Source organism: Cohnella sp. OV330 (assembly GCF_900112065.1).
In the GTDB taxonomy this organism is placed as follows: Bacteria; Bacillota; Bacilli; order Paenibacillales; family Paenibacillaceae; genus Cohnella.
Genome location: NZ_FOKE01000002.1, coordinates 323,647 through 346,205 on the forward strand (window position 1 = coordinate 323,647; position 22,559 = coordinate 346,205).

16 protein-coding genes are annotated in these 22,559 nt (G+C 60.4%); 8 read left to right on the forward strand and 8 right to left on the reverse strand.

Features of this window, described 5'->3' with window-relative positions:
- Window positions 1-66: 66 nt before the first annotated feature.
- From BM235_RS05335 to BM235_RS05360, 6 genes are all read right to left on the reverse strand, one after another.
- On the reverse strand, window positions 67-1,401 hold the full coding sequence (locus BM235_RS05335) for an ABC transporter substrate-binding protein (RefSeq protein WP_090110227.1): 1,335 nt from the start codon (window positions 1,399-1,401) through the stop codon (window positions 67-69).
- A 79-nt stretch (window positions 1,402-1,480) separates the two neighbouring features.
- On the reverse strand, window positions 1,481-2,794 hold the full coding sequence (locus tag BM235_RS05340; RefSeq protein ID WP_090110229.1) for a glycoside hydrolase family 125 protein: 1,314 nt from the start codon (window positions 2,792-2,794) through the stop codon (window positions 1,481-1,483).
- A gap of 25 nt (window positions 2,795-2,819) precedes the next feature.
- Window positions 2,820-3,911, reverse strand: coding sequence for a glycoside hydrolase family 76 protein (locus BM235_RS05345; protein ID WP_090110231.1), 1,092 nt, complete (start codon window positions 3,909-3,911; stop codon window positions 2,820-2,822).
- A 233-nt stretch (window positions 3,912-4,144) separates the two neighbouring features.
- A complete protein-coding gene (locus BM235_RS05350) occupies window positions 4,145-5,314 on the reverse strand; it encodes a GntR family transcriptional regulator (RefSeq protein WP_255374065.1) in 1,170 nt (389 codons plus the stop codon).
- Between the two features lie 173 nt (window positions 5,315-5,487).
- On the reverse strand, window positions 5,488-6,282 hold the full coding sequence (locus BM235_RS05355) for an SDR family NAD(P)-dependent oxidoreductase (RefSeq protein WP_090110284.1): 795 nt from the start codon (window positions 6,280-6,282) through the stop codon (window positions 5,488-5,490).
- A 134-nt stretch (window positions 6,283-6,416) separates the two neighbouring features.
- A complete protein-coding gene (locus BM235_RS05360) occupies window positions 6,417-7,442 on the reverse strand; it encodes a helix-turn-helix domain-containing protein (protein ID WP_090110286.1) in 1,026 nt (341 codons plus the stop codon).
- A 215-nt stretch (window positions 7,443-7,657) separates the two neighbouring features.
- Between BM235_RS05360 and BM235_RS05365 the strand changes: the two genes are divergently transcribed.
- The 8 genes from BM235_RS05365 (at window position 7,658) to BM235_RS05395 (ending at window position 16,413) form a co-directional block, all read left to right on the forward strand.
- Window positions 7,658-8,275 (forward strand): TetR/AcrR family transcriptional regulator, encoded by a 618-nt coding sequence (locus BM235_RS05365; protein WP_255374067.1) that lies wholly within the window; start codon window positions 7,658-7,660, stop codon window positions 8,273-8,275.
- A gap of 51 nt (window positions 8,276-8,326) precedes the next feature.
- The gene (locus tag BM235_RS05370; protein WP_090110291.1) at window positions 8,327-10,687 is read left to right on the forward strand and encodes an MMPL family transporter; all 2,361 of its coding nucleotides are present in this window, start codon (window positions 8,327-8,329) and stop codon (window positions 10,685-10,687) included.
- A gap of 157 nt (window positions 10,688-10,844) precedes the next feature.
- Window positions 10,845-10,997, forward strand: coding sequence for a hypothetical protein (locus BM235_RS31955; protein WP_158543905.1), 153 nt, complete (start codon window positions 10,845-10,847; stop codon window positions 10,995-10,997).
- 207 nt (window positions 10,998-11,204) lie between these two features.
- Window positions 11,205-12,296, forward strand: a complete 1,092-nt coding sequence (locus BM235_RS05375) for a GerAB/ArcD/ProY family transporter (RefSeq protein ID WP_090110293.1) — start codon at window positions 11,205-11,207, stop codon at window positions 12,294-12,296.
- Window positions 12,293-13,843, forward strand: coding sequence for a spore germination protein (locus tag BM235_RS05380; RefSeq protein ID WP_369803474.1), 1,551 nt, complete (start codon window positions 12,293-12,295; stop codon window positions 13,841-13,843). The genes BM235_RS05375 and BM235_RS05380 overlap by 4 nt, the downstream gene beginning before the upstream one ends.
- Window positions 13,840-14,955: a GerAB/ArcD/ProY family transporter gene (locus BM235_RS05385; RefSeq protein WP_090110295.1), complete on the forward strand. Its 1,116-nt coding sequence runs from the start codon at window positions 13,840-13,842 to the stop codon at window positions 14,953-14,955. Before BM235_RS05380 ends, BM235_RS05385 begins: the two co-directional genes overlap by 4 nt.
- The gene (locus BM235_RS05390) at window positions 14,936-16,168 is read left to right on the forward strand and encodes a Ger(x)C family spore germination protein (RefSeq protein WP_158543904.1); all 1,233 of its coding nucleotides are present in this window, start codon (window positions 14,936-14,938) and stop codon (window positions 16,166-16,168) included. Before BM235_RS05385 ends, BM235_RS05390 begins: the two co-directional genes overlap by 20 nt.
- Window positions 16,165-16,413 carry a hypothetical protein gene (locus BM235_RS05395; protein WP_090110298.1) on the forward strand — a complete coding sequence of 83 codons (249 nt, stop codon included), beginning with the start codon at window positions 16,165-16,167 and terminating at the stop codon, window positions 16,411-16,413. Before BM235_RS05390 ends, BM235_RS05395 begins: the two co-directional genes overlap by 4 nt.
- A 115-nt stretch (window positions 16,414-16,528) precedes the next feature.
- Here the strand turns inward: BM235_RS05395 and BM235_RS05400 are convergent, their stop codons facing one another.
- Both BM235_RS05400 and BM235_RS05405 read right to left on the reverse strand, forming a co-directional pair.
- Window positions 16,529-19,318: a discoidin domain-containing protein gene (locus BM235_RS05400; RefSeq protein WP_090110300.1), complete on the reverse strand. Its 2,790-nt coding sequence runs from the start codon at window positions 19,316-19,318 to the stop codon at window positions 16,529-16,531.
- Window positions 19,319-19,421: 103 nt separating this feature from the next.
- Window positions 19,422-22,556 carry a glycosyl hydrolase family 95 catalytic domain-containing protein gene (locus BM235_RS05405; RefSeq protein WP_090110303.1) on the reverse strand — a complete coding sequence of 1,045 codons (3,135 nt, stop codon included), beginning with the start codon at window positions 22,554-22,556 and terminating at the stop codon, window positions 19,422-19,424.
- Window positions 22,557-22,559: the final 3 nt, after the last annotated feature.

The window sequence follows — 22,559 nt, forward strand, 5'->3', positions numbered from 1 at the left end:
GGGCGGTCGAATTCGTGCGGCCGTGCCGTCCGCGACAGAGAAAAGGGAGGTCGCCCTCCCTCTTCGTCACTCGACGACCGCGTTATCCTGCAGCAACTTGTCGCCTTGCTGCTGCGCTTTTTTCAGCGTATCCTCCGCGCTCTGCTTGCCTTGCTGGAACAGCTGCACGTTCGGGATAAGCGCGTCGCCTTCCATGACGGAGTAGCCCGGGTGCGTCGGACGGATCTTCGCGATCTCCAGCGTCTCGAGGAACGGCTTCCAGAACGGATCGTCTTGGAAGAACGCGTCTTCGATCGCCGGCTTGAAGCCGGGAATGTTCAAGCTCGTCTTGGCCCACAGGAGCGCGTTGTCCTTGTTCGCCGTCCACCACTTGATGAATTCCCACGCCTCTTGTTGATGCTTGGAGCCTTCCGGAATGACGAGTCCGAAGCCGCCCATGACGCTTCCTTTGTCTCCGTTCGGTCCGGCCGGAGGCGGCACGACGCCGAAGTCGAGGTCTTTGCCGTACTTCTTGTACGTCGTCAGCATCCAGGGCCCATTGTAGGTCATCGCGAGCTTGCCCGTCGCGAACGCGTCGGTCGATTCGCCGAGACCTTGCTCGAAGCCGGTTTTGTACACTTTGTCTTGGTTCAGCAGACGATCCCAATAGTCGAGCACGGCTTTGCCCTTGTCGTTGTTGAAGTTTGTCTTGCCGTCGTCGGTCAGCATCGTGCCGCCCGCCTGCTGCAGATACATGTTGAACAAGCCCGCGTCGCCCAACGAAAAGCCTGCGACCTGAAGCTTGCTGCCGTTCCACTTCGTCGTCTTGATCGCGGCGTCCTCGAGCTCCTGCCAGTTCGTCGGCGGATTGGCTACGCCCGCGTCGGCGAGCAGCTTCTTGTTGTAGAACAACGCACGCGCATCGACGGTGAGCGGCAAGCCGTACAATTGATCTTTGTAAGTCAGTTCCTTCAGGGCTTCGCCGTAGAAGTCGTCCTTGTTGACGCCGTCCTTGGCCAGGAATTCGTCAAGCGGGTGCAGCACGTTTTTCGGCGCGTAGAGCGACGTGCGCCAGCGGTCCCAGAACAAGATGTCGGGCGAGCCGCCGGAGGTGGCCGCGGTCAGAAACTTCGTGATCATATCCTGCTGGAGGACATACTTCACCTTAATGCGGTCTTGGGACTTATTGAAGGCGTCGACCATCGTCTCGAACTGCTTCTGGCCTTCGCCGCTCCAGTCGCCCCAGAATGTCAGCTCGACGGGTTTGCCCGAGGTCTTGCCGGCAGGCTCGCTAGCGGACGAAGCTGCGGTAGAGGAAGGGTTGGCGTTGGCGTCGTCATTTCCGGATGAGCCGCCGCTGCAGCCTGCGAGCGCTGCTGCGGAGATGCTTGCGATAGCCATAAGCGAGATCCATTTTTTCATGCGTGAAGCCTCCCTTTTTTATCATCGGACTTGCTATCTCAATACGAGGGCGTGTTCCCCGTCTGAAACCCGTGGCCTGCTATGCGCGGACCTCGCGGTCGTGCACGGCGACGCGAATGCCGCAGTAGTCCATGAGCAGCTCGCAAAACATCATGTTCGCCCAGGAGAACCAAGGCCTGGAATAGACTGTCGGATCGTCCGCCGAAAAACCTTCGTGCATCATCTCAGTGCCGGCATCGGTGTCGGCCATAAGGAGCAGCAGTCGCAGCTTTTCCGTCCGGTCGGTCGCGGTGAGACCTTGCATCGCGAGCGCGATATGCCAGATATAGCCTTCCGGCGTATGCCGGCTGCCGACGCCCCGGGCTGCAGTTCCCTCATAATAGTAAGGATTGTCGGAGCTAAGGACGAATCGTCGCGTATTCGCATAGATTGGATCCTCGGCGGAGACATAGCCGAGATACGGGATGGAGAGCAGGCTCGGCACATTGGCGTCGTCCATCAAGCCATGCGCGCCCAAGCCGTCCGTCTCGTAGGCGAAAATGCGGCCGTGCTTCGGATGCTCCACGATCGCGTGCGCGCGGATGCCTCCGTCGATCTCGCTTAGCAGCGCAGCGGCTTCTTCGGCCAGCCGCTCGTCGCCGAGCACCTCCCTCGCCATCTCCGCGAGTTGCCGAAGCGCGACGACCGCGAACATATTCGCCGGCACCAGATAGCCGTACGTGCAGGCGTCGTCGCTCGGACGGAAGCCGGACCAGGTCATTCCGGTGTAGCCGACTGCCGCGCCCCGACCGTCCCGGGTCAACGTATCGGTGGGCGGACAATCGGTTCGTTCGAAGCGGTACGGAGATTGCGATTCGTGATGCTGCTCCGTGCGCCAGACCGCAAGAATCCGCCTGGCCGCCTCCGCGAACGACGGCGTGAGGTGGGCGGTCCGCCCGGTGTTTTTCCATTGCAGGTAGGCCAGTTGGACCGGGTAGCAGAGCGAGTCGATCTCGTACTTGCGCTCCCATAGCCACGGGCTCATCTCGGTGCGGTCGGCCTGATGCCCCTTCCCCGTCGGACCGTCATTGAACGCATTCGCATACGGGTCCTGCAGGATGCAGTCGGTCTGCCGGCGGACGAGCCCTTCGATCATGTCGGCAAGCTCGGGGGCCTCGGCCGCGAGCGCGAGGAACGGCCGGACCTGCGCGGCCGAGTCCCGCAGCCACATCGCGGGGATGTCGCCGGTGATGACGAAGGTCGTGCCGTCCTCCATCCGCCGAACCGTCGTCTGCAGCGTGTTCAGCAGCGCATTTTGAAAGATGCGGGCCAGCTTAGGATGCGCTTGCGTTGCGGCTGCGACGCGGTCCACTAAAATTGTAAGCGCTTGCTTTGTAGCGGGCGATAACTCCATCTGCCAGCCTCCTCTCTAGTTGTCGTCAAGCATTCGTCTCGTCCGCGCGGATACTGCCGGCAGGAAGCGCGGCGGCCATCTCGAGCAGCATCAGCCCGCTCAGCTGGGCGCAGAGCTGAACCTTCGGCTCCACAGGCGACGTCCAAGAACGGCTGATGAGTCCTCGCTCGCTGCGCCCGGCGTCCCACAGCGCATTCGCATTTCGCAGCAGCAGCTCGCGGATGTCGCGGCGCTCCGGGCGAAGCTTCAGAAGCTCGTGCAGGTAGCGGACGAAAATGCCTTTGAAAAGTCCGCAGTCGTCCTCTCCCTCGTTCGGGAGGAGCCCGGTATCCGGCTGCGCGAACCGCTCGATCGCGGTGTCGGCCGTACGGACCGCGTCTTTCAGGTAGTCCGGGTTCCCGGTGCAGCGGTACAGCTCCAGACCCGCTCCGATAAACACGCCCTGGCAGTATGTATAATGCCAGTCGTAGTCGATCTTCCCGTCGCCGAGCCGATTCATGCCGTCCCAGACGAAGCCGGTGGCGGGATCGACGAGATTGGCTTTGGTCCATTCGTAGATCCGCACGGCCCAAGCCAAATCTGCCGGATCCTCGAACCGCTGGTAGAGGCGCGCGGCCAGGATCGCCGCCGGGGCATTAGCCGGCGTGTTTTTGTAATCCAGCTGGTCCTTTTTCCATGCCATGCCGCCGCCCATATGCCCGTTCCAGGCGGTCCGAATGCTTGACCAGAGCACGCCGGCGTCTGTCCGGTACCGCTCCTGCCTGGTCGCGTCGTACACGCGGAGCAGCGCTAGCGCCATCCACTCCATATCGTCATAGTAATTGTGCAGTAGCGTGCTCCCGTTCAATCGGCGGACCCCTTCGACGACCCGATCGATCCGTGCCAAGTAAGCGGCGTCGCGCGTGCGTTCGTAGCCGTCAACGAGCGCGTCGACGACATGCGCATGCCACCAGTAAATAAAATGATCGTTGCAATCCGGTTCGAACGGAGCCAGTTGGTTCATGATCCCGAGCTTCTCGTTCCAAAAGTTGTATAGCAGCTCTTCCTGGGCGGCCTCGGCGCGGGCTTGCCGCTGTCCGACTGTCGTAACTTCGATCGGGAGCTTCGTCACATTCATGCGCCATTATTCCCTCCTTGCGTTATGAAACGCTTACAAAATCGAGTATAATATCATGTAAATAATATGTCAATATATATTATAATCAAAATAACAATTAAATTTTATATTAATATATTAATGTCGTGAATAATACCTTCGAACTTTTCCTTCATGCAAATACAAACAACCGTCAGGCACGGTCTTCCTGACGGTTGTTTGTTTTCATTCGATTGATGCGGCTCATCTGCAGCCTATTCTTTTTGCGATAGCTGCTCGATCCCGGACGGCGACAGCACAGCCGTGGATTTGCCTACGATCAGCTCCGCCTCGAGCGCGATTTTGTGCGGAACCGTCTTGCCGTCGCGCAGTTGCAGCACGTTCTCGAAGGCCGAGCGTCCCATTTCTTCTTGGTTTTGGCGCAGGTGCGTGAAGGAGAACCCGCTTCCGTTGTCCGGGCAGTCGAAGCAGATGATCGACAAGTCCCGCGGCACGTCCAGGCTCAACTGCCGGGCCGCTTCTCTGACGAGCAGCGCTAGATTGTACTCCATCGCGAAGAAGGCGGAGATCTCCGGGTGGTCGAGCAGATGCCGCTTGATCTTCTCGATATCCTTGGCTTTATTCTCCTCCGTGTAGGCGTTTGGAAGCGTGGACGTGACGCTGAGCCAGAGCTCGCGGTCGACGACGATCCCTTTCTCCGCGTGCGCTTGCACGTATCCCTCGATCCTGTCCTCGACCGCCGTCGTATCCGTCGGCGGGGGAGTGATAATCGCGATATGCTTGTGCCCCAGCTCGAACAAATAATCCATGCCGCGCTTCGCCCCGGACACGTTGTCCGTGCTAATGGACCCTGCGGATATCCCCTTCAAATGCCGATCGACGAGCACGAACGGGAATTTGTCGATGACGAGCTTCAGAATCTCCGCGTTAAAATACTCTCCCTGCGCGGGGAAGATGATCAGTCCGTCTACGCCGAGCTCCAGCATGCTCTGGATCGCTTTCTCCTCGAGTGACGGGATGCCGAACGAGCGGCGCAGGACGAGAAACGCATCATGCTCCCTGGAAGCTTCCTCCATCCCGTAGACGAGACCGGTGCCGTAACTGTCGCTGAAGTCGGTCATGACCAGCCCGATCATCGGCCTTGCGCCCGGCATCCCTCCGCGCGCGTTGCCCTTGCCCGGCGCCGCTGAAGCTGCCTCGGCCTTCGAAGCCGGATCCGCCACGAATGAGCCGCGCCCGGGGCGTCGGACGATGATTCCGCCGTCGGCGAGCAGTTCCAGCGCCTTCTTGCTCGTGATGCGGCTGACGTTATACGCTTCCGCTAGCTCCTTCTCCGAAGGCACGCGGTCTCCGACCTGGTAATGGCCTGTCCGAATCTCTTCCCGGAGCTTTTCGTATATTTGCTCATACATGGAGCTCGACATGGTTCCTTCCCCTTTCCAACAATGCCTCCACACCTTATATATAACAATATATCATGATATATATATCTTGTGAAGAACATGCGGGCCGAAAGAACCGATCGGTAGACGCTGCCGCAAAAAATAGCATCGACAATTCGGATGACCGATCCTAATCGTTGCCGCATTGCCAACGCTTAGAAAATCGTCGGAACCATGCCTCCGTCCATCCGGATGGGCGATCCCTTGAACGCGGACGCGTAAGGACTGCATACGAAGGCGGCCAGCCTGCCGATCTCCATCGGTTTGATAAACCGCCGGATTTCGGATTGCGGCAGGTTCGCGGCCATAAACTTCTTTTCTTTTTCGGAAAATGACAGATTCTCTTCCGGATACATGCCCGCTATGATTCGATGCACCTTCTCGGAGAGCGTAGGACCCGGCATGATCGTGTTCACCGTAACCTCTGTTCCGATCGTCAGTTTGGACAAGCTTTTCGCCAGCGACAGCAGCATCGATTTGGTCATCGCGTACTGCGGCATTTGGCTCGACGGCATGATCGCCTCCTCGCTCGCGATGAAGATCACGCGGCCGTACGCTTTCTCCAGCATTTTCGGCAAATAAAATCGCGTCAAGGCGTTGGCGGCAAGCACGTTCGTGCGAAAGTATGTCTCCCATACGTCGTCGTCCACGTCTTCATACCGCATGAGCTCGTAAATCCCCATGTTGTTGACGAGGATGTCGATGTCGGGGTGTTTTTCGAACAGCGCTTCTCTTTGTTCCTTATCGGTCAGGTCGGCGGCGGCGTTTCGAGGCGCGGTCGACGGGAATCGCGCCTTGATCTCATGGACGGTCCGCTCGACCTCCTCGCGCTCGCGTCCGTTCACGAGCACGTCTACGCCTTCCTGGGCGAGTTCGATTGCGATGGCTTTTCCGATGCCTTTCGTGGATCCTGTTACTAATGCTTTTTTATGGTTTAATCCCAATTCCATGCTGCCAATCTCCTTTTCATTCAGCCGTCGATGATATCAAGCATGCCGGCGGTCCGGGCAACCATGATCTTACCTCGTCGGGCCCGTCAGGTAACTAGCGGGCGGCGCCAACCTGCTCGCCGAACCCGCCAACTTTAACGCTCGGATGCATGCTGCGCGACTGAATGATCGGCGCGCCAGCAGGTCGGCGTCCTGCCTTCCCAGCGGCGAAAGGCGCGAAAGAAGGAGTTCTGGTCCTTATAGCCGATCAAAAATGCGACTTCCTTCATGCTGAGCGACGGGTCGGCCAGGTAGGCGCAGGCCTGCTCGCGTCTGGCTTGCGCCAGCAGTTGCTTGAAGCCCGTGCCCTCCCCCTCAAGCCGGCGCTGCAGCGTGCGATCGCTGACTCCCAGCGACTTCGCGACGGCTCGTACGTCGAGACGTCCGCTTGCGAGATTGCGCTTCACTTCTTGCTTGACCGCATCCGTCATGGAGCGGCCGCTCAGCCGTTCGTCCAGCGAACGGTCCAAGGCGGGCGTCAGCAGTTGAACCATCTCTTCATTAAATGAAACGAAGCGACGATCCAGGTCGCTCCGCCGCAGCGTCAAACGGTCGCGCTTCGCGCCGATCCGGACCGGACAGCCGAAGTAAGCTTCAAGTGTCCGCACATCGCCCATCGGCTGCGCGAATTCGACGCGCTGCGCCGTCAACCGCAGGCCCGTGCCCCGGCGCCCGAGCTCCAGCAAATAGGCCAAGGTAACGCCGATCAATACCGGCGGACCGGCAAGAACGGCATCCGACCAGCCCAGGTCGATCATGCAGCGCTCGCCTTCCTCTTGGATGCTTAGGCTCTCGGGCGGACAGAACTGTTTGTATCGAACGGTTCGATACAGCGCATCCCGGTAATCGCTGGCGTGGTAAGTGGCCAGAACGGTTGGCGGATACTGCGCGGTTTCGAACGCGGTCGCCAGATCGACGATTCCTTTGGCCAAGTCGCCTGCGAGTTCGGCATAAGCCGTCCAGATGGCGAAATATTGGGCGGCGGTGACAGCCGATTCATTTATAATCGCATCCGGTAATCCGGCTACGCGGGTCACGTCGCGGCCGGCAATCCCCAAGCGAAACAACGCCGACCAAAATCCCGGCGCAATCTTGATAAGTTCGGTCGCATGTTCGTTCATGAACAGGGCTCCTTCAGTCGCTTTCGATTCCTAAATCAATGGCCAAATTATAGTCCCTTCCCGCTGTCGCCGCAAAGGATTAAAAATCAAGAGAGGATCCCGACGACGATTGCTCTGCTGGCGTTCACAAATCCGTAATACGTTACTCATTGTGCAACTTTGCCCTTTGGGCAATAATATAAATAAGAGAAACGAGGTGTACGAACGAGGACGATATGATGATCAAACAAAATTTACGCGACCTGAAGAGAGAGGCGACCGCGCATGCGCTGGCGGATGCGGCCTACGAGCTTGCGCTGGAGCGCGGGCTGGACGGCTTCGTGGTCGACGATATCGCGCAGCGCGCCGGCTATTCGAGAAGAACGTTCGCCAACCATTTTTCTTGCAAAGAGGAAGCCGTCGTCATGGCGACCGTCGCCTTCAAGGAAAAACACGAGCCGGAGCGTTTGCTGGCCACCATACCGTCGGACGCCCATCCGCTCGATACGCTGCACCACTTGTTGAAAATGCGACTGACCGCGGAGCTGTTCCGAAAGCTGCGCACGCTCGTGACCATGTCGAAGGAAGCGCCGACGCTCGAGCCCTACATTCTTATCGTTCTTCGCAAGCTGCAATTCGAAGCGCAGTCGATCTTAAGCGAACTGTCGGGCGGACGTTATCCGGAGAGCTATTCCCATCTGCTGGCCGGCGCGACCTACGGCGTCATGCTGCCGCTCATCGACGGCAGTCTCAAGGTGCTCCTGCCGGGCGAGCCCGCAGCCGATGCGCCAGATGCGATAACGTTCGAGCAATACCTGGACACGGCTTTCAGCTACTTGCGCCAAGGCTTCTAACTTCGGTTTTCCGCACAGATTTCGTATATATAAAGGAGAGAATCCCCTGTTATGTCGACATTCCTTTACAAAGTGGGCAAGACAGCCTACGGCAAACCTTGGCCGTTCATCGCCGGCTGGATCGTCATCCTTGCCGTCGTCCTCGCCCTGCTCGGCGTGAACGGCATCCACGTCAGCTCCGAGATGAAGATCGAGGGCACGGAATCGCAAAAGGTGCTGGACCAGCTGGCCGAGGAGCTGCCGGCGGCATCCGGCGGTCAAGCCAGCATCGTGTTCACCGCGCCGAAGGGCGAACGCCTCGATACCGCGGAACGCGGCGCCTTGATTCAAAAGGCGGTGAATGACGTTTACACGAACAAGTACGTCATCAATCCGGCGGAGCTGGCCCAGCAGGCAGCCGCGGGAGCTTCGGCGGAGGCGGGCCAGGCAAGCGGCCAAGCGGACGGCCAGACGGACGGCAAGGCGGACGGCAAGGCCGCCGCGAACGCGTCCCAAGATAGCGGAGCCGGCCAAGCCGCCGCCGCAGCGGCGCCATACGGGCCGATGATGATCGACGGCGCGCCGGTGCCCGGCGTCCTGATCGCCGCGGACGGCAGCGTCGCGCTGTTCCAATTCCAATTCACCATACAGCAGACGTCGCTGCCCGAAGAAGTTCCGGATCAAATCATCGAAGCCGCGGAGAGCGTCCAGCAGGGCGGCTCCGGCATCACCGCGCTGCCCAGCGACTCGCTGAAGAGCAAACCCGCGATCGGCTCCACCGAAGCGGTCGGCATCGTCGTCGCGGCCGTCGTGCTGCTCATGACGCTCGGCTCGGTCGTCGCAGCCGGCCTGCCGCTCCTGATCGCCATCCTCGGCGTCGGGATTAGCGTCGGCGCAGCTTTCGCTTTCTCCAAATTCATCACGATGACCGACATTACGCCGGTACTCGCGCTTATGGTCGGACTCGCGGTCGGCATCGACTACGCGCTGTTCATCGTCAACCGGCAGCGTCGCATGATTCTCGACCAGGACTTAAGCGCGCGCGAAGCCGCCAGCCGGGCGGTCGGCACGGCCGGCAGCGCCGTCTTTTTCGCCGGGCTGACCGTCATCATCGCCCTGTGCGGCATGCTCGTCATCGGCATCACGTTCTTGTCGGCCATGGCATTGGTTGCAGCGGCGACCGTCCTCGTCAACGTGCTCATCGCCCTGACCTTGCTGCCTGCGCTGCTCGGCCTCATCGGCGAGCGCATCTGCACGGCCAAGGCGCGCGCCAAAAAGAAAACCTCCGCTTCCGAAAAGCACGGATTCGCGCACGCCTGGGTCAAAGGCATCGTCAAGGCGCGCTGGCTCGTCGTGGTCCTCGTCATCGTCGTCCTCGGCTTCGCCGCGATACCCGTCGCCGAGATGAAAATGGGCATTCCGTCCGGCGCGACGGCGAACCTGGACACGGGCGCCCGTCAGAGCTACGACGCCATCTCCGCCGGCTTCGGCGAAGGCTACAACGGACCGCTGCTGCTCGTCGCCGAGCCGCGCGCCGAATCGGGCAAGATCACGATGGAGACGCTAGGCGCGATCGTTCAGGGCCTCCAGCAGCAGAAGGGCGTCGCGATCGTCTCGCCGATGGGCGTGAACGAAGCCGGCGACATCGGCATCATCAGCCTGATCCCGACGACCGGACCGACGGACGACGCGACCAAGGATCTCGTGCAGGCGCTCCGCGACGCCGATTCGCCGATCGCGAAGGCCAGCGACGTGAAGCTCGGCGTCACGGGCTTCACCGCCATCAACATCGACATGTCCGCCAAGCTGGCGGAGGCGTTCCCGGTCTATATCGTCATCATCGTGATTTTGTCCCTGATCATCCTGCTGCTCGTCTTCCGGTCGATCATCGTGCCGATCAAGGCGACGGTCGGCTTCCTGCTCAGCGTACTCGCCACGTTTGGGATCACGACGGCCGTCTACCAATGGGGCTGGCTCCATTCGTTGTTCGGCTTCGACACCGGCGGACCGCTGCTCAGCTTCATGCCGATTCTGGTGACAGGCATTCTGTACGGCCTGGCCATGGACTATCAGGTGTTCCTGGTCAGCTCGATGCGCGAATCCTACGTTCACGGGCATAAAGGAATCGACGGCGTCGTGCACGGCTACGAGCAGGCCAGCCGCGTCGTCGTCGCCGCCGCCGTCATCATGGTATCCGTATTCGCCGGCTTTATATTCGCGCCCGACATCATGATCAAGCAGATCGGGTTCGCCCTTGCCGTCGGCATCCTCGTCGACGCCTTCATCGTTCGCATGGCCCTCGTCCCCGCGGTCATGGCGATCTTCGGCAACGCCGCTTGGCGTCTGCCCAAGTGGCTCGACCGTCTCCTGCCCAATCTGGACGTCGAAGGCGACAAGCTGCTCGCGCAGCTAAAAGCCAAAGGCGAAAACTGATCGCGTACCCAAACGCAACATTGAAAACCGCCTGCAGCGTTCCATGGCTGCAGGCGGTTTTTTGCCCGTTATTTTCAAGTGCCGTTCCGGCATAGTTCGCTGCCGCAATCGGAAACCTATTTACGCTGTTCCACTTTAAGATCGGGAGGTGCAACACATGCCGAACAACAAGCAAAACGGAACGACCCGCAAAGGCCAAAACGTTCAAGCGAACAAGGCTCCGGTCTCGTCCCAATTCGACACGGAATTCGCGTCCGAGCAATCCCCTGGCACCGGTTCCGTGACGAAGCTGCCTAGCCGCAAAGGCTAACGCATGACCCATGGATGTGCCGCCGCCTGGTCAAAATAGCCAGCTGCGAACGACTGCGTCCATGCTCTCCCGACAAGCATTGAAAGCGATAGGGCTGTCCCGACCGGGGACGGCCCTTTCGCTTGCTTGCGCACGGCGCATAATTTCACCCCCTTTTATCCACAATACAAGGGTTCCATTTTTACCCTGCCGAGGGAGGTGCGATCCATGGTCCAGTACAGCCGCTTCCAATTGTCAGCCCTGATCATTCTTTTTCAGATCGGCAGCTCCTCGTTGTTCCTGCTGGCCAGCGACGCCAAGCGCGACGCCTGGATCGCCACGCTCTTCGCCATGCTCGTCGGCTTCGCGCTGCTCGCGTTCGTCACCCTGACGATCCAAAAGCTCGCGCCTCGCCAGAATCTCATCGACATCCTGCTGGCCCACTTCGGACGGTATGCGGGCACGCTGCTTGCCATTTCTTACGTCTTCTACTTCAGCTATAAATCGATCCGGAATTTCCGCGAATTCAGCGATCTCATGATCGTTTATTTGCTGCCGCATACCCCGCTTGCCGTCGTTTTGCTCTTATTAATTCTATTGTCCGCCTATGCGGTTTATCAGGGGGTGGAGGTGTTTTTCCGCCTGGCCGAGGTTCTCCTGCCGGTCGTTTTGATCGTCTATTGCGCGCTGATCTTCTTGCTGATCGGCGCAGATATCGTTCATTTCGACCGGCTACAGCCGATGATGGAGGAGGGCGTGCGGCCGGTTTTCGACGCCGCCATTCCCGAGGTCATTTCTTTTCCGTTCGGAGAGATGGTCGTTTTTCTGATGCTCTGGCAATATTACGGCGACCGCAAGACGTTAAGCCGGGTCACTTTATACAGCTATTTGTTCGCGGGCGTCTTCATCGTCATCACCAATATGGCCATCATCGGCAGCCTCGGTCCGGTGTCGCTGATCAGCTCCATACCGTTCATGATGGGCACGAGCTTCGTCCAGATCGCGAGCATCATCGAACGGATGGATCCCTTCGTCGCCCTGCTTCTTTTCACCGGCGTCTTCATGAAGCAAACGACTTATTTTTTGGCCGCGACGCTGGCCGCGTCCCGGCTGCTCAAGCTGAACCACCGCACCATGATTGTCCCGGTCGGGATGGCGATCTTCTGCGGCTCGCTGATGTTCCGCAGCCAAATGGCGCAGGTGTGGGTCGGCTTCAAATACAACTTGAAATATCACTTTCCGATCTTTCAAATCGCCATTCCCTTGCTCCTGCTTCTGATCATGCTGGCGAAAAACCGACGAATGAAGGTGCGCGCGTGACCGAACGACGTTCAACCCCGATTTCCGAATCGTCCGCGTCCGCGCTGGAATGGATCATGGACGAGCTGGGCCACGGCGCGGATATCGTGACCCGCGCGTTTGCCTGCGGCGGCGCGGACGATCAGCCGCTCATAACGCTCGTCTATATCGAAGGACTCGTCGATCCGATGGCCGTCAACGGGAGGATCGTCGACCGCATTCTGGATGCGTCGCAAACGCTTGGCGAAGCGGCTTCCGCCCCGGAACGATTGCGGCTGCTCAAGGAGAAGGTATTGGCCGTCGGCGGCATCACGGAGGTGCAATCCGGCGAACACATCCTGAAGTCGCTCCTTGAGGGCCATTCGATCGTGCTTGCCGAAGGCAGTGCGAACGCCATATGCGCGAATACGGCGGGCGGCGAGCATCGCGGCGTCGAAGAACCGAGCTCCCAGACCGTCATCCGCGGTCCGAAGGAAGGCTTCACCGAAAGCATTCGAACGAACGTTTCGCTCATCCGGAGAAAAATCAAGTCGCCGAAGCTGAGGATCGATTATAAAAGCATCGGAACGGTGACGCAAACCCAAATCGCCGTCGTCTACCTGAAGGACATCGCGAACCAAAAAATCGTCGACGAAATTCACGAACGGCTCGACGGCATCGATACCGACAGCATTCTGGAGAGCGGCTATATCGAAGAGTTCATCCAGGACCGTACGTTCACGCCGTTTCCGACGCTGCAAAACCTGGAGCGCCCCGACGCGATCGTCGGCGGGATTCTGGAAGGCCAGATCGCGGTCATCGTGGACGGCACGCCGTTCGTGCTGCTCGCGCCGGTGACGTTCAACCGTTTTTTTCAATCGAGCGAGGACTATTATCAACGCTTCGACATCGCTTCCTTTCTGCGATTGATCCGGTTCGGTTCCTTCCTCGTGTCGATGCTGCTCCCTTCGCTGTACATCGCGATCACGACCTTTCATCAGGAAATGATTCCGACGACGCTGCTGGTCAGCTTGGCCGCGCAGCGGGAGGGAACGCCGTTCCCGGCGATCGTGGAAGCCTTCATCATGGAGATTACCTTCGAAGTGCTCCGCGAAGCCGGGGTACGCATGCCGAGGGCGATGGGTTCGGCGATCTCGATCGTCGGCGCTCTCGTGCTCGGTCAAGCCGCCGTGCAGGCAGGGCTCGTATCGGCGGCGATGGTCATCGTCGTTTCCTTTACGGCCATCGCGAACTTCGTCATCCCGGCGATCAACATGGCGACGGCCTCCCGGCTCATCCGCTTCGCCATGATGATATTGGGCGGTACCTTCGGCTTGTTCGGCGTCATGACCGGACTGATGTTTTTGCTGATTCACATGGTCAGCCTGCGGTCGTTCGGCATTCCGTTCATGCTGCCGATGTCGCCGCTCTCGATCTCCAATCTGAAGGATGTATTCATCCGGCTGCCGTGGTGGGCCCTCTCGACCAGGCCGCGGCTGATCGCGGATCCGAAGGCGAACGTACGGCAAGGAAAAAATCAGAAGCCCGCTCCGCCCTCGTCATCTGCCGGCGAAAGGAACGACGAATGAAAGAGAAAATCACGTCCTTTCAAGTGTCGGCGCTTATCATGTTCACGATCGCGCCGACGGGCATCCTGCTGGTTCCCGGCGCGATCACGGCGTTCGCGAAGCAAAACGCCTGGCAATCGGCGGTGCTCGGCACGCTTATCGGAATTGGGATCGCGGCGCTGATCGGCTACATATGCAATCAAAACCCCGGCATGCCCCTGATGACCTGGCTGGAAAGACGATTCGGACGATGGGCTTGCGTCTTGATCGGCCTGTTCCTGGCCCGCTACTATATCACGGTCTCCGTGATCACGCTGAGCGAGTTTTCGAACTTTATATCCGACGAAGTGCTGCACCGCACGCCTCAATGGCTGACGATGACGATCATCATGCTGGTCGTGCTTTATGCGGTCGGCCAAGGCATCGAGACGATCGTCAGGGTGAATATGATCACGTTTCTCGTCTCGGCCCTGCTGATCGCCGCAGGCTCTCTCCTGATCGTGGAAAACATGCATGCGAAGCCGCTGCTCCCGTTGTGGGAAGGTTCGTTCGCGCCCGTGCTGAAAGGCAGTCTCCTGCCCGCCAGCTGGCTGTCCGAGGTCGCCGTACTGCTGCTGCTGGCGCCTTATATCAAGGAAAAAAACAGCGCGATTCGAACGGGAGTCGCCGGCGTAGCGCTGGCCGGCGCGGCGATCAGCGCCACCGTCGCCGTCTCGATCGCGACATTCGGCCCGAAGCTCGTACCGCTCATCACCTATCCCGGTTTTTTTATTGTGAGCGTCGTCGAGATCGGCAGCCTGCTCGAGCGTCTCGAGATCGTGTTCATCTCGATCTGGCTGCTGACGATGTATTTGAAGCTCTCGGTGCTGATGTTCGGGGCCGCCCAGTGCCTGATTCAAACCTTCCGGATCCGCAGCGAGCGGCCGTTCCTGCTCGCGCTCGGCCTGTTTGTCGTGCTGAACGCGATTTGTTCGTGGGGCAATGCCGCGGATTTTTATTCATTCACGGTTAAAGCCGGATTTTTGGACCTGCTGTTCAGCAACGTGCTGCTGCCGGCGCTTATCGCGGCCGGCCTGCTGGTCACCGCCAAAGGAACGAGGAGGCAACGGTCCTATGACGCGAACGATTCGTAAAGGCATGTTGGCTGCAGCCTGCCTGGCCGTCTGCCTCATGCTGTCCGGCTGCTGGGACCGGACCGAGCTCAACGAGCTCGCCATCACTTCCGCCACGAGCTTCGACAAGACCGATAAGGGATGGACCATCTCCTACCAGGTCATCATTCCGTCCGCGATCTCCTCCGGCTACGGCAGCGGCGCCTCGGGCGGCGGAAGCGCGCCGATCACTGTCTACACGACGTCGGGAAAGACAATCCGGGAGGCGGTGTCCCGCAGTGTCCTGGAAAGTCCGAGGCAGCTCTATTTTGCGCATAACCGCGTGCTGATCGTGAGCGAGAGAGCCGCCCGCGCCGGTATGAACGCCATCCTGGACGTGTATTTCAGGCAGCCGGAAGCGCGGGAGACCGTCAATATTTTGATTGCAGAGGGGGATCCTTCGCGAATGCTCCGTCAATTGTTCGCCATGCAGCGCATCAGCGGAGAGGGGCTGCAGTCGCTGATCGCGAAGGAAAGCAGGATCGATTCGATGCTGCCCGCCGTCAAGGTATACGAATTCGCGATGAGCATCGTGGGGGACGCCCGGAGCGGCGTATTGCCCGAAATCTACATCGGCGGCTCGCCGGACGTGAACGGGACGGATCAACTGTCGAAGACCAGCTTGACGGCGAGACTTAAGCTCGGACGCCTGGCGTTGTTCAAAGCCGATCAGATGGTCGGCTGGCTGAACCAGCGGGAAGCGCTCGGCGTCTCCTTTATCGCCGACCGCATCAAATTTGCCACCTTCGCTTTTCCATGCGGCAACAGGGGCCAGACGGAGCAGCTGGGAACCTTCCGAATCACGAAGTCTTCGACGAAGCTCGTGCCGAGGCGAGCCGGCGATCGGCTGACGATGGACGTTCGCATTCGGACGGAAGGCGCGCTCGAAGAGATGAACTGTGCGCTCGATCTGCTGGATCCGAGCGTCCTCCAACAATTGGAAGCCCGGTTAAAGGAGGAAATCGAAAATTTCGTCGACGAGGCCTGGGAGGCCGTCAGAACGCAAAAAACCGACGTTCTCGGCTTCGCGGACGCCGTCCATCGGCATGATCCGAAATACTGGAAGAAATTGAAGAAAAACTGGGACGAGCAGTTCGCGGCGATCTCGATGAAGACCGACGTCAAAGTGAAAATCGAGCGGGTCGGCGTCAGCACCAAATCGTTCAAAAAGCTCGAGGAGCAGGATACCGAATGAAGCTGACCCTGCTCCTCGGAATTGCCGCAGTTGGCTTGTTCCTGTTCGCTTATATCGGATGCAAAGCGATGCTGGCGCACGGCAGAAAAAGCGAATCCGCCGGCTTCCTCGCGCTGATCGCCTGGAGCGCCTACATGGGTCTGGCCAACTTGAACGAATGGCCCAGCCTGACGCTGATCAGCCTGCAACAATCCGTGATCAATCCGGCCGGCGGTTGGCTCTTGCATTTGATTCATTACCGGTGACGGCGCGGCCCGACGGTAGGCAAGCAAAAGCCGTCGTCGCCGCGGGGAAGTCCCCGGGTCGACGAACGGCTCTTTGCTTGCTTGAGGTTCTTCTTGCTTGCGGTGCTGTTTCCTTTTAGTTGTAAACCTTGAACTCGAAGCTCGACGCGCTGCCGCCGCTATAACTTGAACCCGTGACGGTTACTCTCACGTACCGGTACGTCGCGCTGAACGTATCGGTCGTCGTTCCCTGCGTCGTATTGTTCGACCGGTCCAGTATGGTCGTGTACGTCGCATCGTCGTTGCTCCCCTCGATCTTGTACTGATAAGATCTCGGATACGTCGCGCTGTTGTACCAGCTGCTCTCGAGCTTGGTGAGGTTCATGCTGCTGCCGAGGTCCACCTTCCACCACTGCGGGTAGGTGTTGGTCGCCGCCGCCCAGCGGGTGCCGCCGCTGCCGTCGTTCGCGTAGTCGGCCTCGTTGCCCGGCTGGACCGAACTGACGGTGACCGGCTTGCCTTGCGATACGATGCCGGTCGAGGTCGCCGCACCGACCGTCGCGCTCCATAAGCTGGCGCCCGAGGCATTGATGGCCCGTACCTGATACGTATGCGAGGAGCCTGCCGCAAGTCCCGAATGGGCATACGGTCTGCTCGCCCCGGTCACCAGCGTCCCGTCCACGATCAGGTCGTAACTCGCGGCGCCCGATACCGAATTCCAATTCACGTTGATCTGGGATTGGCCGGCCGCAGCAGCGATCAGACCCGTCGGCGCGGACGGCGCGCCGGTATTCGGCGTGGCCAGGGAGATCGTCAGCGCTTGCGGATTGCCGGCGCCGAACTTCATGCTCTGCAGCTTGGCCTGGCCTGAGACGAACTCTACGGCAAGGTCGCCTGAACGGCTGACCAACCGGTACTTCGCGATGCCGCTTAGACTCGTATTCGTCGCAGCGGCGATCGCCGATGCCGTGGAGGCCGGCGTCAAATACGCCGGCGTCGCGTTGCCGACCGGCAGCAGGTACCATTGGTCGCTCCCCGACGCGGCGCCGTTGCCGCCGTTGCCGTTCGGATCGGCGTTCGGCTCCGCTGGACCGTAGATTAAGGAAGCGCCTATCGCGCGCGTCGCCGCGGGCGTCGAGCCGGCGACCTTCAAATAATGGCCGGTGGACACGTTCTGGAGCCGGTAGTATCCGCTGTTTTTCGAGCCGTCGAATTCGTCCGGCACGGGAATGAATTGCCACTTGTCGGACGTGCCTTCTTTGAGCGCGGTGCCGCCGATGGAGACGGTATAGGCGGACGCTTGGGAGATCGCGGCGCCGCCGTTGTCCTTGGGCGGTTGATAAGCGGAATAATAAGTCTGTCCGGCAGCGGGGTCCGCCGCCGAGTAAGAGATCTGTTTGCCCGACAAGTCCGAGATCGTGCGGAACGAGTAGCCGCTCGTCTGTTGATTGGCGAGGCTGCCCGAATCGATCTGAGACAGGTAGCTGCCGACGAGCGCGGGCAGCTTGCCGACGACCCTGAACGTGTCGGGAGCGCCCAGATCGTCCGTCTCGTAGACGTAGCCGTCATAGCCCACCGATCTGTATTTGCCGCTGTACACGTTGTACGAGAAGGCATTCTCGTATTGCGTGTTGACCGGCACGAACAGCCTGTCGGTCGCCGTATTTTTGAAAACGGCGTTGCCTGCTCCGACTTTGACGTTCGTAACGTAGCCGGTCGCGTTGTTCTCTTGCTTGAGCCAGATCGCGCCGCCGTCGGCATACACGGTCATCGTCGCGCCCAAGGCCGGGTCGGAATAAGAAACGGAAGGCACGCTGCCGCCTGTTCCAGAGATCGCGCCGCTGACCGCATTGGCGTTGTACGCGTTGCCGGCTGCGTCCTTAAACGTGAAGCTGCCGCCGCTTGGCACCTTCGTATAGCCGATATTCAACGCGGAACCGTCCATGCCCGTCCCGGTCAACGTGAGCTGGTCCGTCGCCGGCGTGTAGTTGACGGTGAGATTGTGGTCGCTGCCCGCCCCCATCGGGCTGCCGATCCAGCCGGCATAGCCCTTGAGCGCGGAGCGGGTCCAGGTGCCGTTGTACCAGACGTCCCAGGAGCCTTCGGCCATCTTGGCGCTGATCGGCGAACGGGCGAGGCTGAAAAACGTCAGTATGTTGCCGTAGCCAGGCTTCCAGTTGATATGGTTGTTGTACAGCACGTAGAAATAACCGTTCACGTTGTCGACGAACAGCCGGGTGCCTGCCACGCCGTACGACCACGTCGTGCCCGGGAAATTCGCGGCCGTGGCCGCTTCGTTGGCGTCGTTCCAAGGGGACGTGGCGACCTGGCCGATCAGGTTCCACGTCGCGCCTTTGTCCGTCGAATACATGGACATGACGCGGTTGTTGTGGATGCCGGTCGCGATTCGCTCGTTGTTGGTCGGACTGCCGGCGGCGAACGGCGCGAATTGATATTCGTCGTTCGTGAGCGAATACCAATAGCCGTTCGACGGATCGACCCAGATGCCGATCCCGTCGTTGTGATCGTCCTGATAGGGCGTCGGGATGCCGTAGGCGTCGTCAATCTTGTAGTTGATCGTGCCCGGACGATTCCAATACGAATTGTAGGTGACCGCAGTACCCCAAGAAGTATTCAGCTTGCCGAGGTCCGTGCTCGTGTTGTACTTAATCCAGGAGCCGCCCGCGTCCGACTGCTCGTAGTTGGCGACAGAGTACATCCAGTGAAACTGACCGTCCTGGTCGACGAACGCGGTGCCGGCGATATCGGCCGTGCCGGTGGACAGGCTGGGGACGGCATGCTGGACGTATGTCGGGAACTTCTCCGTCGCGGCGTGCGCCGTCTGCGTCCCTACAGCCGCCTGGGATGCGATCAGCGCCGGGATGGCCAGCAGCGCCGCGAGCTTTGCTCTTCTTTTAACCTGCATAAACACAACCTCCTGTCAGATGATAGATTGCCAAACTACAGAAAGCGCCTGCAAGCATTGCCCGACCGTTCGCGGCATCCCCTCCTCTCCAAGCAGCCTCGCGCTACAAATACGTGTAATTTTTGTTGATCACGAGCAGGTTCAGCCGCCAAGGCAAGCCCGCGTCGGGCCGGAAACGCAGGGAGACCGGTCCGTCCCGCCGATGCGTCAGCGGGAGGATATCCGTCGAAAATTCGCCCGCCCGAAGCGCTGGCTCCGTTCGCCATGGGAAGGCACCGGGAATCTCCATCACCGTGCAGGACGGCTCCGCGGCATCTCCTGACACGATGAGCAGATCGTACCTGCCCTTCGGCAGCTCGACGACAAGGACCGCTTCTTCCGTTCCCCCGATGAAGTCCCTGCGCAAAAGGTCCGGTCCGCCGCGGTCGACGGCTTCGATGCTGTCGCCGTGCGTCCAACCGATGCCGGTTCGCGGAGAGAAGACGTTATCCGCCGATATTTTGCGGAAGGTCTGGCCGGGAACGCCTTCCGCGTGCATCTGCCTCGGAAGCGCCTCGCCATAGTCCTTGGCTAGCAGCTCCGGCCTCACGCCAAAGTCGAGCCGGTAGACGGCAACCCGGGATTCCCGGCGATTGCCCGCGTAATAGTCGAACGTGAAGTGATCGAGCATGCGAAAATGGTGCGTATCGCGATCCTTGCCAAGGAAGACGCGTCGCCGCGTATGGGCCTCATGAATGCGCGGAGCGCGGCGGGGTTCCGGAGCGGGAGCGACGTCCTCCCCGACATCCGCCAGCATCTCCTGCCTGTCGGGCCGCGCTGCGTCCGCTCGCGGATAGATCTCGTACTCGCCGCCTAGTTCCGTCTCGAAGCGCAGGCATCCGTCGTCGTCCGTTACATGCTCCGTCTCCGATCGGGACGATCCGGTCAGCCTCGCGACGACGACGCGCGCGGCTTCCCCGAACGGACGCCGCAGGATGGCCTGGCCTCCGGCCAAGCTGCGAACGCCGATCCAAGCCGTGCGTCCGTCCTGCAGGCGCGCGCTCACTTCGAAGCCGCCGACGGCCAGCAGTCCCCGGAACGCGCAGTCGTTCCATTTTCCGTACGCCCGGAGGTAATCTCCAGCGAGATGATCGTAGCGTCCGGCTGCGCGCTCGCGACCGACTTCCCCCTTCGGCACGGCGGGGAAGACGTCGATCGCGCCGTCATAGCTCTGCAGCAGCATCTCGTTCACGGCCGCGACGAGCTCGCCGGAGGCCTCCATCATGCACGGATGGTACAGCGGCTCGTTCGTAATGTTGCAATAGTTGATCCAGCGCTCCGTCTCTTCGGCGAACAAGCCGTTGCAGCGGAGCGACAGATCGATGCCCTGCTCGTACAGTAGCCGAAGCGCGGCGTCCCCCTTGCCCAGCCGCGAGGCCACGCACGACAGCCAGCCGAACTGGAACATGCCGAACTCGGTATTTTCCTCGGCGTAGCGAAGCGTATTTTCCGCTCTTCGGCGAACTGGCGCCTCGCCGTGTCGGTCGATCTCTCCGATCGGATAAATCGGCATAAGGAGCGAAGGGTGCCGCAGATGCAGATCGGCGGGCGCCCATTCGGAGTCGAGCAGCGTATCGCCGTACCGCGGGGAATCCGCATGCGGATAAGGCGCTAGCCGTTCGGCGAGAAGCCTCCATCGGACGCGCTCTTCCTCCGCAGTACCGAGCAGCTCGCCCGCCTCCGCCGCCCGAAGCAGCATGTACTTCACCGATGCCAGCGTACAGGTGGAATTGCGCGTCAGCGGGCCTTGCTCAGGGGAGATGTCCGGGAAGATGACGTACGCGCCGCTGTCGGCCTCGTACTGCGCGTAGCCTTCGAAAAACAGCGCGATCTTCCGCAGCAAGGGATAAGCCGTATCCCGTAAAAACGCCGCATCCATGCTATACCGGTAATAATCCCACACAAACTGCGCGCACCAGGGCCAGATGCTAAGATACAACGCATGCGGATAATCGCCGGCCACGCCGTCCAGTCCGTGAAATTGCCGGGCCATCCGCTCGGCTTCGCCGACGTACGCGAGCAGGCCGTCGTTGAACGCCTGCGCGAGATCCAGACGATTCGCCGTATACAGCGGCCAAAACGCGGCTTGGATGTTGACGTCCCAGTACCACATACTGCCCCATTTGGTCGGCTGCTTGATGTCCCATAGGCCGTTCAAGCCGCACGCCTGCTCAGGCATCGTACCGCCCCTGCCGTTGCTGCAAGCGATGGCATACAGATTGATATGCCACAGGTCCTCTATCAGCTTGTCGGGCAGCGACACGTCAGACCGGGCCCAAAATTGCCGCCAGTATTCGCGATGGCCGGCCTCAAGCTCCCCGATCCGCGCCCCGGCCCGTTCCATGCGGCGCATCGCTTCGGACAATAGGTCGTCGGTCTGCGCCTCCGTCACGACCGTCGTCAGGAGCGTGACGCGTCTGCCCGCTTCGCGAAGCCGGATGCGGGCGCCCCCGGACGGCAAAAGCTCGAAGTCCCCCGCCGCGCCGAGCAGCCGCGTCATGACGATAAAGGAAAACGGCGCGTATCTCTCCTTGTCTTCCCCGTCGGGATAGAAGGAGCCTATATAGTAAAAGGTGGAGGCATCCTGCCGCTCGTAGGCGACTTCCATCTCCGCATACCGCCGAGCAGGGACGGAGAGCGCGATGGCGCTTAACAAGCCGTCGTCCGTCTGGCTGACTTGCGTCACCGCATAATCGCCCGCCTCGGCGACGAACGTGCTCGCCTCGAGCCTTTTCCCTTCCTTTTCGATCTGATATCGAACGAGGGCCCGCCGAACGTCCAGCTGCAGGAAGCAGTCGTCCGGCCGGTCCAGCTCCGCCGAAGGATGCAGATGGAGCTCGCCTGTCGGATAATGGGACACGCCGCCGGGCGCCTTGCCGTAGGCCCGGTGCATGCTATGCTCGGACAGCGCGTCGCCGTACAGAAAAATCGGTTCCTTGGCCGGATCGCGATACGAATCGCGCGCCCGCTGCTCGAGCTCCTCGAACGTGCGGCCGTATTGGCGGCCGTAATCGGGCGCCTCGCTCTCCTTGTACTTGCGGCTGTAGCGATGGAGCTTGCGGTAATACACTTCGTAATGATTGAGCGCGATCGCGAGCCGCCGGTCCTCGCAATAAACCATGCCGCCGAAGTGCCCGTTGCCGAGCGGCAGCGCCTCGTTCCATCCGCATGGCGCGTTGTCGAACGTTACGGTCGTCACGCG

Coding starts and splice junctions, on each gene's coding strand:
- BM235_RS05400 (WP_090110300.1), bottom strand. CDS start 19,318: ATGCAGGTTAAAAGAAGAGCAAAGCTCGCGGCGCTGCTGGCCATCCCG.
- BM235_RS05360 (WP_090110286.1), bottom strand. CDS start 7,442: ATGAACGAACATGCGACCGAACTTATCAAGATTGCGCCGGGATTTTGG.
- BM235_RS05340 (WP_090110229.1), bottom strand. CDS start 2,794: ATGGAGTTATCGCCCGCTACAAAGCAAGCGCTTACAATTTTAGTGGAC.
- BM235_RS05395 (WP_090110298.1), top strand. CDS start 16,165: ATGAAGCTGACCCTGCTCCTCGGAATTGCCGCAGTTGGCTTGTTCCTG.
- BM235_RS31955 (WP_158543905.1), top strand. CDS start 10,845: ATGCCGAACAACAAGCAAAACGGAACGACCCGCAAAGGCCAAAACGTT.
- BM235_RS05335 (WP_090110227.1), bottom strand. CDS start 1,401: ATGAAAAAATGGATCTCGCTTATGGCTATCGCAAGCATCTCCGCAGCA.
- BM235_RS05375 (WP_090110293.1), top strand. CDS start 11,205: ATGGTCCAGTACAGCCGCTTCCAATTGTCAGCCCTGATCATTCTTTTT.
- BM235_RS05385 (WP_090110295.1), top strand. CDS start 13,840: ATGAAAGAGAAAATCACGTCCTTTCAAGTGTCGGCGCTTATCATGTTC.
- BM235_RS05345 (WP_090110231.1), bottom strand. CDS start 3,911: ATGAATGTGACGAAGCTCCCGATCGAAGTTACGACAGTCGGACAGCGG.
- BM235_RS05350 (WP_255374065.1), bottom strand. CDS start 5,314: ATGTCGAGCTCCATGTATGAGCAAATATACGAAAAGCTCCGGGAAGAG.
- BM235_RS05365 (WP_255374067.1), top strand. CDS start 7,658: ATGATGATCAAACAAAATTTACGCGACCTGAAGAGAGAGGCGACCGCG.
- BM235_RS05355 (WP_090110284.1), bottom strand. CDS start 6,282: ATGGAATTGGGATTAAACCATAAAAAAGCATTAGTAACAGGATCCACG.
- BM235_RS05370 (WP_090110291.1), top strand. CDS start 8,327: ATGTCGACATTCCTTTACAAAGTGGGCAAGACAGCCTACGGCAAACCT.
- BM235_RS05390 (WP_158543904.1), top strand. CDS start 14,936: ATGACGCGAACGATTCGTAAAGGCATGTTGGCTGCAGCCTGCCTGGCC.